15 protein-coding genes are annotated in these 15,265 nt (G+C 67.5%); 7 read left to right on the top strand and 8 right to left on the bottom strand.

What is annotated here, in order from left to right:
• Nucleotides 1-19: 19 nt before the first annotated feature.
• The 5 genes from ACFVVI_RS19000 to ACFVVI_RS18980 all read right to left on the bottom strand — a co-directional run bounded on the left by ACFVVI_RS19000 (nucleotide 20) and on the right by ACFVVI_RS18980 (nucleotide 6,140).
• Complete coding sequence (locus tag ACFVVI_RS19000; RefSeq protein WP_387446127.1) at nucleotides 20-2,224, bottom strand: DUF2339 domain-containing protein; 2,205 nt, start codon at nucleotides 2,222-2,224, stop codon at nucleotides 20-22.
• A 114-nt stretch (nucleotides 2,225-2,338) separates the two neighbouring features.
• A complete protein-coding gene (locus ACFVVI_RS18995) occupies nucleotides 2,339-3,010 on the bottom strand; it encodes a DUF1707 domain-containing protein (protein WP_378653837.1) in 672 nt (223 codons plus the stop codon).
• A 62-nt stretch (nucleotides 3,011-3,072) separates the two neighbouring features.
• A complete protein-coding gene (locus ACFVVI_RS18990; protein WP_378916257.1) occupies nucleotides 3,073-3,723 on the bottom strand; it encodes a response regulator in 651 nt (216 codons plus the stop codon).
• 16 nt (nucleotides 3,724-3,739) lie between these two features.
• Entirely contained in the window at nucleotides 3,740-4,918 is a 1,179-nt protein-coding gene (gene macS, locus ACFVVI_RS18985; protein WP_387446126.1) for a MacS family sensor histidine kinase, read from the bottom strand.
• Nucleotides 4,899-6,140: an AI-2E family transporter gene (locus ACFVVI_RS18980; RefSeq protein ID WP_378989211.1), complete on the bottom strand. Its 1,242-nt coding sequence runs from the start codon at nucleotides 6,138-6,140 to the stop codon at nucleotides 4,899-4,901. The genes macS and ACFVVI_RS18980 overlap by 20 nt, the downstream gene beginning before the upstream one ends.
• A 72-nt stretch (nucleotides 6,141-6,212) precedes the next feature.
• Between ACFVVI_RS18980 and ACFVVI_RS18975 the strand changes: the two genes are divergently transcribed.
• The gene (locus tag ACFVVI_RS18975; RefSeq protein WP_378989532.1) at nucleotides 6,213-7,796 is read left to right on the top strand and encodes an adenylate/guanylate cyclase domain-containing protein; all 1,584 of its coding nucleotides are present in this window, start codon (nucleotides 6,213-6,215) and stop codon (nucleotides 7,794-7,796) included.
• A 9-nt stretch (nucleotides 7,797-7,805) separates the two neighbouring features.
• Nucleotides 7,806-8,879: a YbhN family protein gene (locus tag ACFVVI_RS18970; protein ID WP_378989212.1), complete on the top strand. Its 1,074-nt coding sequence runs from the start codon at nucleotides 7,806-7,808 to the stop codon at nucleotides 8,877-8,879.
• Here ACFVVI_RS18970 and ACFVVI_RS18965 read toward each other — a convergent pair whose 3' ends face one another.
• Both ACFVVI_RS18965 and ACFVVI_RS18960 read right to left on the bottom strand, forming a co-directional pair.
• Nucleotides 8,880-9,236, bottom strand: coding sequence for a DUF3054 domain-containing protein (locus tag ACFVVI_RS18965; protein WP_378989213.1), 357 nt, complete (start codon nucleotides 9,234-9,236; stop codon nucleotides 8,880-8,882).
• Between the two features lie 73 nt (nucleotides 9,237-9,309).
• Nucleotides 9,310-10,989, bottom strand: coding sequence for an NTF2-like N-terminal transpeptidase domain-containing protein (locus ACFVVI_RS18960; RefSeq protein ID WP_378989214.1), 1,680 nt, complete (start codon nucleotides 10,987-10,989; stop codon nucleotides 9,310-9,312).
• Nucleotides 10,990-11,385: 396 nt separating this feature from the next.
• Between ACFVVI_RS18960 and ACFVVI_RS18955 the strand changes: the two genes are divergently transcribed.
• Nucleotides 11,386-11,946 carry a hypothetical protein gene (locus tag ACFVVI_RS18955; protein WP_378635010.1) on the top strand — a complete coding sequence of 187 codons (561 nt, stop codon included), beginning with the start codon at nucleotides 11,386-11,388 and terminating at the stop codon, nucleotides 11,944-11,946.
• 202 nt (nucleotides 11,947-12,148) lie between these two features.
• On the top strand, nucleotides 12,149-12,595 hold the full coding sequence (aroQ, locus tag ACFVVI_RS18950; protein WP_387446125.1) for a type II 3-dehydroquinate dehydratase: 447 nt from the start codon (nucleotides 12,149-12,151) through the stop codon (nucleotides 12,593-12,595).
• Here aroQ and ACFVVI_RS18945 read toward each other — a convergent pair.
• The gene (locus ACFVVI_RS18945) at nucleotides 12,592-13,038 is read right to left on the bottom strand and encodes a nitroreductase/quinone reductase family protein (protein ID WP_387446124.1); all 447 of its coding nucleotides are present in this window, start codon (nucleotides 13,036-13,038) and stop codon (nucleotides 12,592-12,594) included. The two genes, aroQ and ACFVVI_RS18945, sit on opposite strands and share 4 nt — an antisense overlap.
• 180 nt (nucleotides 13,039-13,218) lie before the next feature.
• On the opposite strand from ACFVVI_RS18945, the gene ACFVVI_RS18940 reads away from it, so the two are divergent.
• The 3 genes from ACFVVI_RS18940 to ACFVVI_RS18930 are packed head-to-tail and all read left to right on the top strand — an operon-like array spanning nucleotide 13,219 to nucleotide 15,225.
• Entirely contained in the window at nucleotides 13,219-14,148 is a 930-nt protein-coding gene (locus ACFVVI_RS18940; protein ID WP_379311834.1) for an ABC transporter ATP-binding protein, read from the top strand.
• Nucleotides 14,145-14,993, top strand: coding sequence for an ABC transporter permease (locus tag ACFVVI_RS18935; RefSeq protein ID WP_387446123.1), 849 nt, complete (start codon nucleotides 14,145-14,147; stop codon nucleotides 14,991-14,993). The genes ACFVVI_RS18940 and ACFVVI_RS18935 overlap by 4 nt, the downstream gene beginning before the upstream one ends.
• The gene (locus ACFVVI_RS18930) at nucleotides 14,983-15,225 is read left to right on the top strand and encodes a helix-turn-helix transcriptional regulator (RefSeq protein WP_056823747.1); all 243 of its coding nucleotides are present in this window, start codon (nucleotides 14,983-14,985) and stop codon (nucleotides 15,223-15,225) included. The genes ACFVVI_RS18935 and ACFVVI_RS18930 overlap by 11 nt, the downstream gene beginning before the upstream one ends.
• The last annotated feature ends 40 nt before the right edge of the window (nucleotides 15,226-15,265 follow it).

Raw genomic sequence — 15,265 nt, 5'->3', positions numbered from 1 at the left:
CCCCGCCGGTTCGTTGTTTCTAGGAGACCTGGCGCGGCGGTGCGGCCTCGGCGAAGGCACGTGCGTAGCGGGTTCCGGTGAGTAGCAACAGGATTCCGACAGCCAGGAACGCGGTGACGCGGACCAGGCCGGACAGTGTCGCCAGATCGAACAGGAACAGTTTCGCCAGTGCCGCCGCGGCGACCAGCAGGCCGGACACCAGGCAGACTTTCGCCACGGCGGGCGAACTGGCGAGACGACGCAAACCGTAGAACAGCGAGCCGGTGGCCACCACCATCCACACGATGGTCGCGAGGCTGTGCCCGACGATGAAACCATCGGCACCGCCCAGAGATACGCCGAGGGACACCGCGGCGACCAGCACGTAGTACAGCCCGGCGATACTCACCGCGATCCACACCCCGGTGACGAGCGCCGGATCGTCGCACCGCGGCAACCGTGGCACGGTCCACGCCACCATCGCCGCCACGCCCAACCCGACCACGGCCGCCACGGCAGTCGCGACATCGAGTTCCCGCTCCGCGAGCCACTGCAGCGCAAGTGTTTCCGGCGTAGCTGTCGCCAGCATCACCAGCCCACCGAGCAACGCGAACGCGATACCGAGCCCGGCGGCCACCCGGGTGCGACTGACGGCGGCCACCGCGAGAAACCCCAGACCGGCCGCGAACAGCATGGTCGGTAGCAGTCGAGGGTGACCGCTCGTCGCCGCCACGCAGGTCTGCGACAGAGCTACGGCACCGGTCAGACCCGCCACCAGCGCCGTGTGCCGCGCGATCCGCAACACTGCGACAGGCCGAACATCCTCGGCATCAGGAGCATTCGCGGGGCGGGGAGGCGTCGCGGCGGGGCCCACTCCCGTCAGGCGCGGAATCACCGCGGTGGCCGCGAGGCCGAGCAGGACAGCGGCCAGAGCCGCGGTGATCGAGGCGCTCACCATTCGGTCGAACAGTACGGCGACGGCGAGCACCGGAAGGGCGGTCAGCGCGATCGTGATGCTCGCGGTGATGTCATCGTGCCTGCGCCGCACCGCGAGCAGCGCGCCGACCAGACCGACCACCGCACAGGCGATCGCGGCGACCAGCAGACCCTGCCGCTGCTGCGCCTCCGAGCCGGAGATCACCCCTTCGATCCCGCTGAACGCCACCATCCCCAGCACGGCGAGCACCACCGGCACAGTGCGCGCCACGTGGAGCACCGGCCAATCCCTGCGCATCTGCACCGGCACCCCGGCCGCCTGCAACACCACCAGGAACCCGAGCAACATCAACTCGGTGGTCAACGCGGGTGACAGCACCGCGGCCCCCACCACCACCCCCACGGCCAGCGGCTGCGACTGCCACCGCACCGCGATTCCCACCCCGATCAACGCCACCACCAGCGCCACCGCGAGCCCCACCCCGCCAGGGACCCATCGGTAATATCCCGTCACCGCAACGACATCCAGATACATCCCGGCGATACCGGTGGCCACCAACGCGATTGCGCCGACCCGGCCGCCGGGCCGACCGAAGACCCGCCACCCGAGACCCACGAGGACCAACGAAAGCCCCTCCCCAGCAACGACTCTCGCTATCGGGCCGAAGAACCCCGCCTGTGCGGCCAACACCAACAGCATCAGCACGCCGACCAAGGTCACGCCGACCCCGGCCACCGCCAGCACCCGGGAAATCACCCCTTCCCGCTGCCACCACGGCACCCGAGCCTCGCGCCCCGGCCCACGCATCTGCATCGGCATCGGCATCGGCATCGGCATCGGCGCGAAGGGTCGACCAGCCGGATAAGTTCCCTGCCCCCACCCGGACCCGACCTGACGCCCCTGCCCCGCGCCCACGGGCACAGCCGCTCCCGGCGCAGGCGCGTAGGTCGCTGTGTGGCCACCACCTGGCCACTCCGCCGGACCGAGGTCAGCGCCCCGAGGCGGACCGCCGCGACCAGGCCCGAAGCCCGCAACAGTCGGCGGGCCCACAACGGGCGCAGGCCCCACAGCAGGCGACCCCGCAACAGCCGCAGGCCCCACAGCAGGCGACCCCGCAACAGCCGCAGGCCCCACAGCAGCCGCACTCGACTTCGAGGGCACCACCTCACCCGCGCGCAGCGCTTCTTCGGCCCGCAACTGCGCGGAAAGCACGTCCAGATCGCCCCCCAGCTGACCCATCCTGGCGCCCAGCGCGGTGAACTCCCCCGAGAGCCGCGCTACGAGCGCGGGATCAATAGCGGTACTCATATCCCCATCGTCGGCGCCCGACACCCGCCGAACATGAGTAGAAACCCCCGTCAGCCCCCGGTTCCTACCCGAATCAGCCCGGGTAGCCCTCGATGTCTCCCCGACTACCCGGGATCATGACCCCAGAAACCGTCGCCACTGCACCATCAACGGATACTTCGCCGTCACCGACCCGAACCGGATACGTCCGTGCACAACAAGGTGCAGAGGTCCGATCGGCGGCCCCGTACGCACCTTGTTGTTGGCCGAGGACCCCACCAGATCGAGACCGTTGAGGTCGACGGTGGCCGCCGCTGGGACGAGCAATGTGAGGCTCGTGCAGTAGTCGTCGACCTGAATCTCCACGATCTGCGTCTGCATCACCGCCTCGGTGAAGTCCAAGGTCACCCCGGACATCAGGTTGTTGAGGTGCAGCACCGGCGGCACCTGCCACGGCCCGCGTCGATGCACCCCCGACAACCGGCTGCGGATCGCGCTCGGATTCGATCCACCGGCCGGAACCGGGATGTGTCGTGGGCGCGGCATCGCGGCGGGCTGCGGTGTGCCCGCCACCCGCATACCGGGCAAGTCGACCAGCACGGCGTTGAGTTCACCGCGGGTCTTGGCGGCCAGCGCGGTGTCCATCCGCTCGGTGAACTCCCCGAGCGACAACATGCCGAGCCCGACGGCACGCTGCAGTAGCTGACCGACATGCTCACGTTCGGCATCGGAAACACGCAGCTCACGGTCACCGACGGGACCAGCCGTCGCGGCACCGGGTACGAAGAGGGATTCAGGACCGCCCATGTCATCGAGGGTAGCCAGACACCCCTACCGAGCACATCAGGGCAAACCCCTAATCACTGTGGCTACTCGAGCCCCTGCTCGATCGCGTAGCGGGTGAGTTCGACCCGATTCGCCAGCTGCAACTTGCGCAGCGTCGCCTGCACGTGGTTCTCCACGGTCCGGTGCGAGAGATTCAATCGAGTAGCGATCTGCTTGGCCGACAACCCCTTGGCCACCATCCGCAGAACTTCGGTCTCCCGCTCGGTCAACGACGGCCGATGCGGCTGATCGGCGGCCGCCGGTGCGGTCGCCATCCGCCGATACTCGCCGAGCACCAACCCGGCCAGCCCGGGCGTGAACACCGGCTGACCAGCGGCAGTGGCCGTCACAGCGTCGATCAGCTCGGCGGCGGACGCGCTCTTCACCAGATATCCGCTGGCTCCGGCCTTGATCGCGTCGAGCACATCGTCGCGCTCGGCCGAGGCCGACAGCACCAGCACCCGGCTGTGCGGTGACACCCGCAGCACTTCGGCGGTGGCCGCGGCCCCGTTCCCGTCGGTGAGCTGCATATCCATCAACACCACGTCCGGCTGTACGGCCGCGGCCCGGCGGGAGGCCGTGCCGACGCCGTCGGCGGTGGCCAGTACCTCGAAACCGGCTTCGGCGAGATCGCGCGAAACACCCTCACGCCACATCGGATGGTCGTCGACCACCATCACCGTGATCACCGGCATCGCCCAGCTCCTCTTCTCAGCGCGCCGGATGGCGCGGAATCCGGAATTCCCACTCGGTACCGAGGTCCGCGCCCTCGGTCAACAACTCTGCACTGCCGCCCAGCGTCTCGATCCGGCCGACGATCGACCGCGAAACCCCCATCCGCCCTTCGGCTTCGGCCGCTTCCAGCCGTCCCGTCGCGATCCCCACACCGTCGTCGCGCACGCTCACCACCAAGCCGTCACCGGTGTCTTCGAGCAGCACATAGGCTTTCGCGTCGGCGCCGGCGTGCAGCGAGACATTCGACAGCGCGGTGTTCACCGCCGCCGCGATCTCCTGGGCGACCATCCGTCCTACCAGCACCGGATCGCCCGGCGTGGCCACCGATATCTTCGGCGTGGCGTGCGCGGTCAGCAGTGGCCGCAGATCCACGTCGCCCGACCCCGGATCTGGCAGCTCCGCCTGCTCGGACAGCAGCACCCGCAACGCCACCTCCTGCTCTCCGGCCCGCTGCGCGAGTTCCTGTGCGGGCCCGCCTATCTCGCTTCCACGGCGTTTGATGAACGCCAGCACCTGCAACACCCCGTCGTGCACCTCGCGAGCCAGCCGCTCCCGCTCCTGCGCCGCCGCCGTGATTCGCAAAGCCCGTTCGAGCTGCCCCTGCGCCCGTCGAGCGGTATTGGCGGCCAACCCGAGCGCCAACCCGACCGAAACGAGTACCGGTGCGGTCGCGTCGCCCCAGACGTCCTGTCCCCACTGATCCCGCACGGTCACCACGACGGCCGACATGGCAAGTCCGGCGCCAACACCCGCGACAGGTCCGCGCAGAATGGCCATCGAGATCACCGAGTTCGCGATCCACAACGTCGTCGGCAGGGTCTGATGTCCGTGGTACCAATCGTAGTCCGCGACAAGCCGAGTCGAGGCGATCAGCGCGATCGTCACCACCTGGTCGCCGAACACCACCCAGCCGCGGATCTTCCCGGTCGCCTCGGGGAAGTACCACTGCGACAGCAGCAGCGCCGAACTGCCCGACCAGATCGCCATCACCGCGATCAGCATCCAGCTCAGTCGCGGATGCTCGTAATACGACACCGACGCGATCTGCTGACCGATCGCGTACAGCAGCGTGACCAGCCGAAACGCCTGCGCCGCCCGCCACAGCGGCGCGGTGGCGGCGTCGGCCGAGCTCAGCTCAGCGGTGTGAGTCCGCATCGCCGGACTCGGCTTCTTCCATGCGCAGCCGCTTCGCCACATCGAAGCGGCCCGGCGGCTCCGGCTTGTCGGGTTCGGCGCTGAACCGTTTTCGCTCCTCGGTGGCGACCAGCTCGCCGAAGGCCTCCTCCGGACTGTCGGCGAGCAGATAGCGAATCGCCGTGTTGCCCACCGCGATCAACGGCACGGCGAGCAGTGCGCCCGCGATCCCGCCGACGACCAAGCCCGCGGTGATGGCCAGCACCACGGCCAGCGGATGGATACTCACGGCCCGCCCGAGCAGCAGCGGTTGCAGCACATGGCCTTCCAGCTGCATCACCGCGATGATGATGCCGAGCACGATCAGCGCGGTCACCAGGCCCTTGGTGACCAAGGCGATGAACACGGCGACGAACCCGGCGAAGAACGCGCCGATGATCGGGATGAACGCGCTGATGAACACCAGCGAGGCCAGCGGCAAGGCCAACGGCACATGCAGAATCGCCAGCCCTGCTCCTATACCGATCGCGTCGACGGCGGCCACCGCGACGGTGGCACGCACGAACCCGACCAGCGTTCCGAAGCCCAGTTCACCGGCGGTGCGGACCTTTTCTCGGTGCGCGGTGGGGATGATCCGGGTGACGAAGTTCCAGATCTGATCTCCGCCGTAGAGGAAGAAGATGAGAATGAACAGGATCAGGAAGGCACCGGTGAGAATGTGGCCGATGGCGGTGGCGGTGGTCAGCGCGCCGCTGGTCAGGCTCTCGCGGTTGTCCTGAATGGTGCGCACGATGGTGTCGCCCGCGCTGCGGATCTGCTGATCGCTCAGATGGGGCGGACCGTTGATCAGCCAGTCCTGCACTTTGTGCACGCTGTTGGTGACCTCGTTGGACAGCCCCGGCACACCGTCGACGAACTGTTCGACGACGAAGGTCAGCACCCCCGCCAGCAGACCGATCGACCCCAGCAGCGCGACGAACACGCCCAGCGAACGCGGAATCCCCACCCGCTGCATCCAATCGACCATCGGCGCGAGCAGCGCGGCGGCGAGCAGCGCGATGGCCAGCGGGATCACCACCGTGGCGAACTTCTGCACGAGCATTCCGACCGCGAGCAGGGCGCCGAAGATGATCAGCAGCCGCCAACTCCACGCGGCGGCTTTGCGGACCAGGGGATGAACTGCCTCGGCGTCCGAGCGCCACGGCGTTGACGCGGTCCCGGAATCTACCTTCTGGTCGGTCACTCGAGAGAGCCTATCGGTCCGAACGCTAGATTGGTGGTCGTGTCGGCGCCCCTGGAAGCGGTCAAACAGACCATGCGAACGCGCTGGCCGCTGTATCTGACGTCTGTGCTGCTGGCGAACGCCTTCGGCGCGGTGCTGGTGTGGGCCTTCATCCAATACGGCCTGCCGGTTCCGGAGGGCGATCCGGGTGGGGTGCGCCAGACCGGTCTGCTCGCGCCGCTGCTCGTTTTCGGGGTGGCCGCGGTGCTGAGCATCTTCGCCGCGGCCCTCATGCTGCGGCCGGTGATGCGCTGGCAGATGCGCGGCGGGCCACCGAGCAGACGCGAGCAGATGGCGGCCCTGCACGTGCCGCTGCGGCAGTCGATCGTGCACCTGGTGCTGTGGATCATCGGCGGCGGGATCCTGGCCGCGCTGATCATCACCGAATCGCCCGAACTGGCGGGGGCGGTGATCGTCACCGAATGTATGGCCGCCACCATCGTGTTCGGCTTCACCTACATGCTGGGTGAACGCATCCTGCGCCCGGTCGCCGCGGAGGCGCTGACCGAGGGCACCTTCGACCACACGCTCACCCCCGGCGTCGGCACCCGGATGGCGATGACCTGGGGCATGGGCACCTTCGCGCCGACCATCGCGATCGTGCTGCTGTGCGTCACCCAGATCTCCTCGGACGTGAAGTTCTCGGCGAAGTCGCTCGCGATCTCGATCCTGCTGCTGTGTGGCGTGGTGATCCTGCAGGCGCTGGCGCTGTCGATGCTGACCGGTTCCTCGATCTCCGACCCGGTGCGGCAGTTGTCCCAGGCCATCAACAGGGTGCAGGCCGGCTCGCGTGACGTGCAGGTGGAGGTCTACGACGGGAGCGAGATCGGGCTGTTGCAGGTCGGCTTCAACCGGATGATGGACGAGGCGGCCAAGCGCCGCAAGCTGCAGGAACTGTTCGGCCAGCACGTCGGCGAGGACGTGGCGCAGCGGGCACTGGACTACGGCACCGAACTCGGTGGTGAGACCCGATTCGTCGCGGTGCTGTTCGTGGACATGGTCGGTTCCACCGCCGCCGCGGCCGAACGCCCGCCGACCGAGGTGGTGAGCCTGCTCAACGAGTTCTTCCGGGTGGTGGTCGACGTGATCGACAGCCACCACGGTTTCGTCAACAAGTTCGTCGGCGACGCGGCGCTCGCCATCTTCGGCGCCCCGCTGGATCGCCCCGACGCGCCGAGCGCCGCCCTCGCCGCGGCCCGCGACTTGCGCGAGGCCCTGCGCGAGGTGACCAGCCTCGATATCGGCATCGGCGTCTCGGCGGGCCTGGCGGTGGCCGGAAACATCGGCGCCGCAAATCGTTTCGAATACACCGTGATCGGCGACCCCGTCAACGAGGCGTCGCGGCTCACCGAATTGGCCAAAGATCATCCCGGCCGCGTTCTCGCTTCGGGCAGCGCGCTCTACTTCGCCGACGAAAGCGAGCAAGAACATTGGATAACCGGAGACGAGGTCCAATTGCGCGGCAGACGCAGAAAAACCCGCCTGGCCTGGCCGAAGTCGGCGATCGCCGCGCCGCGCGGGGACGAGGAAGAACAGATGCGTTCGTTGGGCGTACCTGCGCCTTCGCTCCGGCCGTGCGCAGTCTGCGGACGGCCGGAAGCCGACTGTGTTCACTAGGCTGAGACCGTGACGGCCGACGGCGACCTAGCAGGCGCACCGGCCGAGCGCCGCCGCCGCCGCTTTCGGTGGGTCAAGTGGGTGCTCGGCGCGGTGATCCTCGCGCTGCTCGTCGGCGAAGGCGTGTACCTGTGGCCCCGCCTGCACGAATCCTGGCGCACGCTCACCGAGATCCACTGGGGCTGGCTGTTCCTGTGCATCGTGTTGCAGGCGATGTCGATGAGCGGTTTCGGGCGGGTGCAGAAACAACTGCTGCACGCCGGTGGGGTGGACGTCAGTCAGGGGAAATCGGTATCGGTGGTCTACGGCGCGACCGCGATGTCGCTGACGCTGCCCGCCGGACAGGTCTTCTCCACCGCGTTCACCTATCGCCAGACCCGGCGCTGGGGCGCGAGCCCGATCGTGGCCTCCTGGCAGCTGGTCTTCTCCGGCGTGGTCGCCGCCGCGGGGCTGGCGCTGCTCGGGATCGCCGGCGCCGCGCTGGTCGGACAGGGAATCGGCTTCAAATTCGTCGTCTCGCTGGTGGTCCTCGCCCTGGTGGTGTTCGCAGGCAACTATCTCGCCCGCCATCCCGGCACGCTCGAGGCCGTGCTGCGGCGGGTACTCGCGCTGGTGAATCGGCTGCGGAAGAAACCCGCCGATCACGGCATCGCCAAGCTGGCCGAGATCCGGGCGCAACTCGAGTCGGTCGATCTGGGGAAGAAGGACGCGGCGCTCGTCGGGGTGTGGGCGCTGGTGCACCGGTTCGCCGACGTGGCGTGTCTCGGCACCGCCTGTTACGCGATCGGCGCCGATCCCAAGTTGTCCGGGCTGCTCATCGCCTTCGCGGCGGGCAAGGCGGTGGGGTCGATTCCGTTCGCGCCGGGCGGCATCGTCTACGTGGACGCGACGCTGATCTACAGTCTCACCGCGGCCGCGGGCCTGCCCGCCGCGCAGGCCGTCGCGGCCGCGTTCGTATACCGGCTGGTCAGCTTCATCCTGGTCGCCGTGGTCGGCTGGATCGTCTTCGCGTTCCTGTTCCGCACACCACAGGCCGACGACGAAGAATACGAGCAAGAGTTCAAGCAGCAGCGACGAATCTGATCAACGCAGCGCGCGAATGGCCGCCCGCCAACCCAGCAGGAACAGCGCGAGGACGCAGGCCGCGACGATCATGAAACTCAGTGCGACGCCCTGACCGCTGATGGCGCGCAACACCATCCCGCCGACCAGGGTGCTCGCCCAGATCAGAATTCCGGTGGGCCACAACGCCGTTGCGTCGAACCGCGTGTTCCGTGCGAGGTAGACCGCTAAAATCCAGCCGAGGATCAGTCCTAACCCGAAGGGCCACACCGTTTTCAGCAGACCGGCGATGACGGCTTCGTCGTGACTGCGCCTCCCGATCGCGCAGAAGACGATCACCAATAGAGCATCGATACCGAACGGCGCGTATCTCTTCACCGACGTAGCGTAACCGGTCAAGATCGACTTCGAGACCGGGTTCATAGCCACTGAGCAGTGATAACTCTCGCTTTTACGGCTCCGGCGTCGCCAGCGATTTCAGCAGCACGGCCGCGAGTCGTGAAGTGGCGTCACCACTGTCGACATCGGCGATGTGCACCGCGAAGACCAGGTCGCCCATCGTCGCCAGCAGCCAACCGTCGGCACCGCCCGTCGCGGCGAAGGCGGTGATATCGCGGAATCCGCGCAGGGCGGCGGTTTCGGGCTTGCCGATGCCTTCGTTCATCATTCCGCGCAGCCGGTCGACCGCGGGCTGGGGCAGCGCGGGAACCGGCGTATCGGTGGTGCCCGGCTTGCCCGCCTCGATCATCGGCGGCGCCACCGACCCCCGCGAAATGGCCGCCGCGGCGATCGCCATCCCGAAGGGGCTCACCTGCACCGCGTCGGCGCCCGCACCCTGACGCACCTGCTCGGTGCTGCGGCCGGGCGTGCTGATCCGCCCGGTCACCTCGTCGAGCCCGGCCACCTTGAAGTCGACGCCGACGCCGAGCGCGGTGGCCGCCTCGGCCGCCTCCTGCACGGTGACGTCCTGCGGCGGCTTGTTCTTGATCGCCGCGGCCACGGTGCGGAACAGCTCCATCGTGCCGCCCGCCGGGAACAGTCCGGTGAAGGCGATCGGTCCCTTCTCCGTCGCGTACGAGTTCTGCGCGACCGCGACGACCGCACCGGTCGACGGCTGAATGGCCACGACCGTGGCCGCGGTCCCCGCGCTCACCACGGCGTCTTCGGCGGCGCGCTGTAGTCGCTGATCCATCGTGGCGGCGATGTCCGGCCCGGCCGGTCCCTGGTATCCGGCCACCTGGTTGACGAACCTGCCGTCGGCCTCGAAGATCTGCACACCCCAGCCCGCGGTGGCCTCGAGGCTGTCCTGCCACACCTCGCGCAGCGCGTCGAGCATCGGCGAACGGGTGCGCCGGTCGGCCGAGATCAGTTTGGGCTGCTTCTCCATCACCACACCCGGCACCTTGGCCATCCGTGGTTCCAGGATCGCGAAATCCCCGTCACGCAGGTTCACCGCGACGATCGGCTTGCCCTGCGAGCCTGCCAGCTGCTGCATCAGCGACGGCCCGGTGATCAGGGGCGCGACCGGCTCGATGGCGTCGGCGAGCGCGTTGGTGGTGCCGACGAGGTCGCCGGTGCGGCTCGGGTCGATCTTGATGACGTTGAGCGTCTGCTCGGTCATCAGCGTTTCGCCGGGCAGGTCGACAACCTTGGGCGGCGGCTTCGCGGTGGTACGCACGAGCTTGACGGTGCGATTGTTCGTCAGCTGCGGCATGACCACCGCGGGCTCCCAGGAGATCCGCCAGCCGATGGCGAGCTTGCGCACGGTGCCCTGCAGTGTGTAGGTCCAGTCCTTCTTCTCGCCGAAGTTCCAGGCGACTTCCATGCTGAAGATCGCCGACTGCTTGTCGAGGTCGATAACCTGCGACGCCTCGTAGTCGACGGTGCCCGTTTGCAGGCCCTCGAACATTTGCTTCATGGTTGCCGAAGCGGCAGCGGGGTACGAGGTCAGGTCGGCGGCTTTGCCGTAGTCCTGATCGTCGAGGTACTCGGTGAACCGCTGGACCACCGTCTCCGACTCGCTCGTCTTCCCACCCACTCCGCACGAGCACAGCGCGATGGCGAGGGTCGCAACCCCCGCGATCGCCATTGCGCCCCGGACGCGAAAGCGGCGGGATCCCCACACATCCATATCGCCCACTCTTCACTCTTGCCACTCCGGTAACAAATCCACCGTACCGGAAGTTGACCCGTCTCCAATGCCCCGGTCAGTCGGGATACTCCCCGACCTCGACACCTCGATTGTGCCGGAAATCTCGCCCCGATGAGGGTCCGTTTTCCAACCTCGCCCAGTAAGCGGCAACAACTGCTGCGTCAACCGTACCGACAGCCGCGCCAGGTGGTGCGGATCTCGCATTTGTCCGGCGATTCAACGCGAGGGTACCCAGGCCGCCTCCGCCCACACGCACGGCATCGCCTTTACCGAGTCGATACGCACTCGTTCACGCAGAGCGGAATTCACTGCGCTGATATCGGCGTAATCTTGTAATCAACGCAACGTGCGCAAGACAGATAGCAGGTGATTTCCATGCGGAACGATCGACGCGAGCGCGGATTCGGCCGACCCGGCGGATGGCAGCAAGCCGACCTTCCCGATCCCGCCGACGCCCCCGACTGGTTCGCCGGACGATTGCCCGCCGACTGGTTCACCGGGCCGGTGGACATCGAGATCGACCGCGACGAGATCGTCGTGGTCGGCGAACTGCCCGTCCCCGGCGACGCGAGCACCCCGGCGGCCACGAAAGAAGGCGCGCTGGCCCGCTTCCGCGAGTCGACCCGCCCGGCCCGCATGCAGATCGCCGACGAGGCCCAGCGGCGTTACGGCCGCAGCGTCGCGTGGGGCGTGCGAGTAGACGGCGAACGGATCCTGTTCACCCACCTGGCCGTCCCCGTGATGACCCGTCTCCGTCAGCCCGAACGCCAGGTCCTCGACACCCTGATCGACGCGGGCGTCGCCCGCTCCCGCGCCGACGCCCTGGCCTGGACGGTCAAACTCGCAGGCAAACACGCCGAAACCTGGCTGGCCGAACTCCGCGAAGCCATGCGCAAGGTCGACGACCTGCGCTCGGAGGGCCCGACGGGCTTGTAGCCCCCCAGCGAAACGGGTACGGCCCGTATGTCCCTACCCAAAGGGCCCCGCCCTGATCTGGACTGACCGGAGGGTGCGACGAAGGAGTACCCGGAGGGAGGGAAGATCAGGGCCCCCAGGGGCCCGCTCGAGCGCGCCAGCGCTCCAAAAACACAGCCACCACACGATCCGGGACAGGTCCAACCTGGATACAGTGGCCTGCATGGAAACCGAGCAGGCCACTGGTCCCATCCTGGTAATCAACGGACCGAACCTGAACATGCTCGGTACCCGTCAGCCCGAGATCTACGGCGCCGACACCCTCGACGATGTCGTCGCACTGTGCGAGCAGACCGCCGCCCGATTCGAACGCAAGGTCATCGCGTTCCAGTCCAATCACGAAGGCGCGCTGATCGACCGGATCCACCAGGCCCGCGGCGAGGTGTCGGCCATCGTCATCAACCCCGGCGGCCTCACCCATACGTCGGTGGCCCTGCGCGACGCCCTGGTGATCCCGGAGGTGCCGATCGTCGAGGTGCACATCAGTAATGTGCACGCGCGCGAGGAGTTCCGGCACCATTCGTTCGTCTCCCCGATCGCGACCGCGGTCATCGCCGGCCTCGGCATCCAGGGCTATGCCGCCGCGATCGAATACCTGAGCAAGCTCTAGCTGAGCCGGAAGACGGGGAAACCCGGTGCGATAGCGATCAATTCGGCATCGGTCGCGTCTTTGGTGAGGCCCTCGAAGAACTTGCCGACCTCCCAGCCCCACTTCTCCAGGTACAGCCGGAGCAGCGGCACCTTGTCGGTGTCGGCGACCTCGGTGGCGGTGAACCGTTCGGTTTTGCGGCCGAGGCGCAGTTCGCCATCGCCCGCCACGCGCAGATTGCGCACCCATTGGACGTGCCCACGCGGCGCGACCAGGTAGCGCTCGCCGTCGGCGGCCGTCATCACGTTGACCATGGTGGTGCGCCATTCCCCGCTCTTGCGGCCGCGCACCGCCAGCAGCCGCGACCCCATGATGCTGATCCCCAGCTTGGGCAGCAGGTTGGCGATCTTGTTGACGATCGGGTCGATGCCGGTCGGGGGGAGGTGGCGGGTCGCGTTGTCCATGTTGATCACTCCTGAACTGTGAGCACTGCTCTCTGTTGAGTACAAGCATGCGCGCTCCGCGAGCCGAAGTCAAGAGCAGTGCTCACAGTTTTCGGAATGTCCCATTTCGGCGAAGCATTGCCACGATAAAATGTAGTACGTATGCTACAAATCATCGAAGGTCGATGACTGGGAGGACTCATGGCTTCGAACAACAACGCTGTTCTCGATGTCGCGCAACTACGGATGCGGTACGACGAGACCGACGTCCTGCACGATGTGACATTTCAAGCCGAGCGCGGGGAAGTGCTCGTCATGCTCGGGCCCAACGGCGCGGGCAAAACCACCACGATCGAGATCCTCGAGGGGTTCCGCAGGAGGTCGGCCGGCCAGGTCGAGGTGCTGGGGGCCGATCCCGAACACGGTGACGAACTCTGGCGCGCCCGCATCGGCGTGGTGCTCCAATCCTGGCGTGACCACGCGAAATGGCGAGTGGCCGAACTGCTCGGCCATCTGGGTGGGTACTACAGCCCCTATTCCACGGCCCGGGTGACAAGACCGTGGGACACCGATGAACTCATCGAGTTGGTCGGGCTCACCGATCAGCGCGATGCGAAGATCGCCACCCTGTCCGGCGGGCAGCGACGCAGACTCGATGTGGCGATCGGCATCGTCGGCCGACCGGAACTGCTCTTCATGGACGAACCGACCGCGGGCTTCGATCCCGCTGCCCGGCGCGACTTCCACGATCTGGTCCATCGATTGGCCGATCTGGACGAGACCACCGTCCTGCTCACCACCCACGACCTGGACGAAGCCGCGAAACTGGCGGACCGGATCCTGATCCTGGCCGGTGGCCGGATCATCGCCGACGGCTCGCCGGAGGAGCTCAGCGCCGCCACCGCGGGCGAGGCCGAGGTGCGCTGGACCCGCGACGGCCAACGTTTCGTCCACACGACGACCGAGTCGACGAAGTACGTCCACGAACTGTTCAAACAGCACGGCGACCTGATCGAGGACCTCGAGGTGCAGCGCGCGTCGCTGGAGGACACCTATATGGCGCTGGTCCGCCGTTTCGAATCCGGCACGGCCGCCGAACCCGTTCGCTCACTGCAGGAGGTCACGCGATGAATCCCACGCTGGTAGCGGTCAGGGGCGGCCTGGCCGCGATATGGATCGAACTGCGGCAGCTCTACACCAACGGAACGAGTCTGGTGGCCCAGTTCCTCACTCCCACACTGTTTTTGATAGCGATCTTCTTCCTGCGCGACCGGACCTACCAGGACACCGAGCTGTCACTCGGTGAACTCGCGGTGCCCGGCCTGCTCGGCAGCATCATCGCGTTCAACGGGCTGTACGGCATCGCCGAGGTCCTCGCCCTCGACCGGGAGGACGGAACCTTGCTGCGCGCCAAGACGATTCCCAACGGCATCCTCGGCTACTTCATCGGCAAGATCGGCACGACCGCGGCCGCGGTACTCGTCCAGCTGGTGGTGGTGCTGACCATCGGTGCCGTGATCGTCGGTGGATTCTCGATGCCCGGCGGCGGCCTGGTCACGCTGGCGTGGGTGATCCTGCTCGGTCTGCTGGCCACCCTGCCGATCGGCGCCATCCTGGGCGGACTGATCGTCGGCGCCCGCGACATCTTCCTGCTGACACTGCCGCTGATGGGACTGATCGCCATTTCCGGCATCTGGTACCCGATCACCGCGCTCCCCGGCTGGGTGCAGGGCCTGGCCCAGCTGTTCCCGATGTATTGGCTCGGCCTGGGCATGCGCTCCGGGCTGCTCCCCGCCGAGGCGGCGGCCATCGAGATCGACGGGTCGTGGCGGCACCTCGAGACCGCCGCGGTACTCGGCGTATGGTCGATCGTCGGGTTGTTGCTCGCGCCGATCGTGCTGCGGCGGGCGGCCCGCCATGAGTCGGGATCCAGCGTGGCCGTGCGCCGCGAGAAAGCGATGCAGCGTGCCTTCTGAGGTCATCTACAACCGCATCGCGATGTTGCGCGCCGAGCGCGGCATCTCGCGGCGGGACCTGGCCGAAGCGCTCGGTGTGCACTACCAGACCGTCGGCTACCTCGAACGCGGCGAATACAGCCCCAGCCTGCACCTGGCCCTGCGGCTCGCGGCCTACTTCGAGGTAGCGGTGGAAGTGGTGTTCTCCACCGAGCCGTTCCCCAGATTGGGATCGGGCGCCGAGACCGCGTGACCACCGAAAACCGTTCGGCACCACCGTGCCGAACGGTTTC

It is taken from the genome of Nocardia sp. NPDC058114 (genome assembly GCF_042884695.1).
Classification (GTDB): Bacteria; Actinomycetota; Actinomycetes; order Mycobacteriales; family Mycobacteriaceae; genus Nocardia.
The sequence above is the reverse complement of the archived record's forward strand: the minus strand, read 5'-3'. Positions and strand labels throughout refer to the sequence as shown.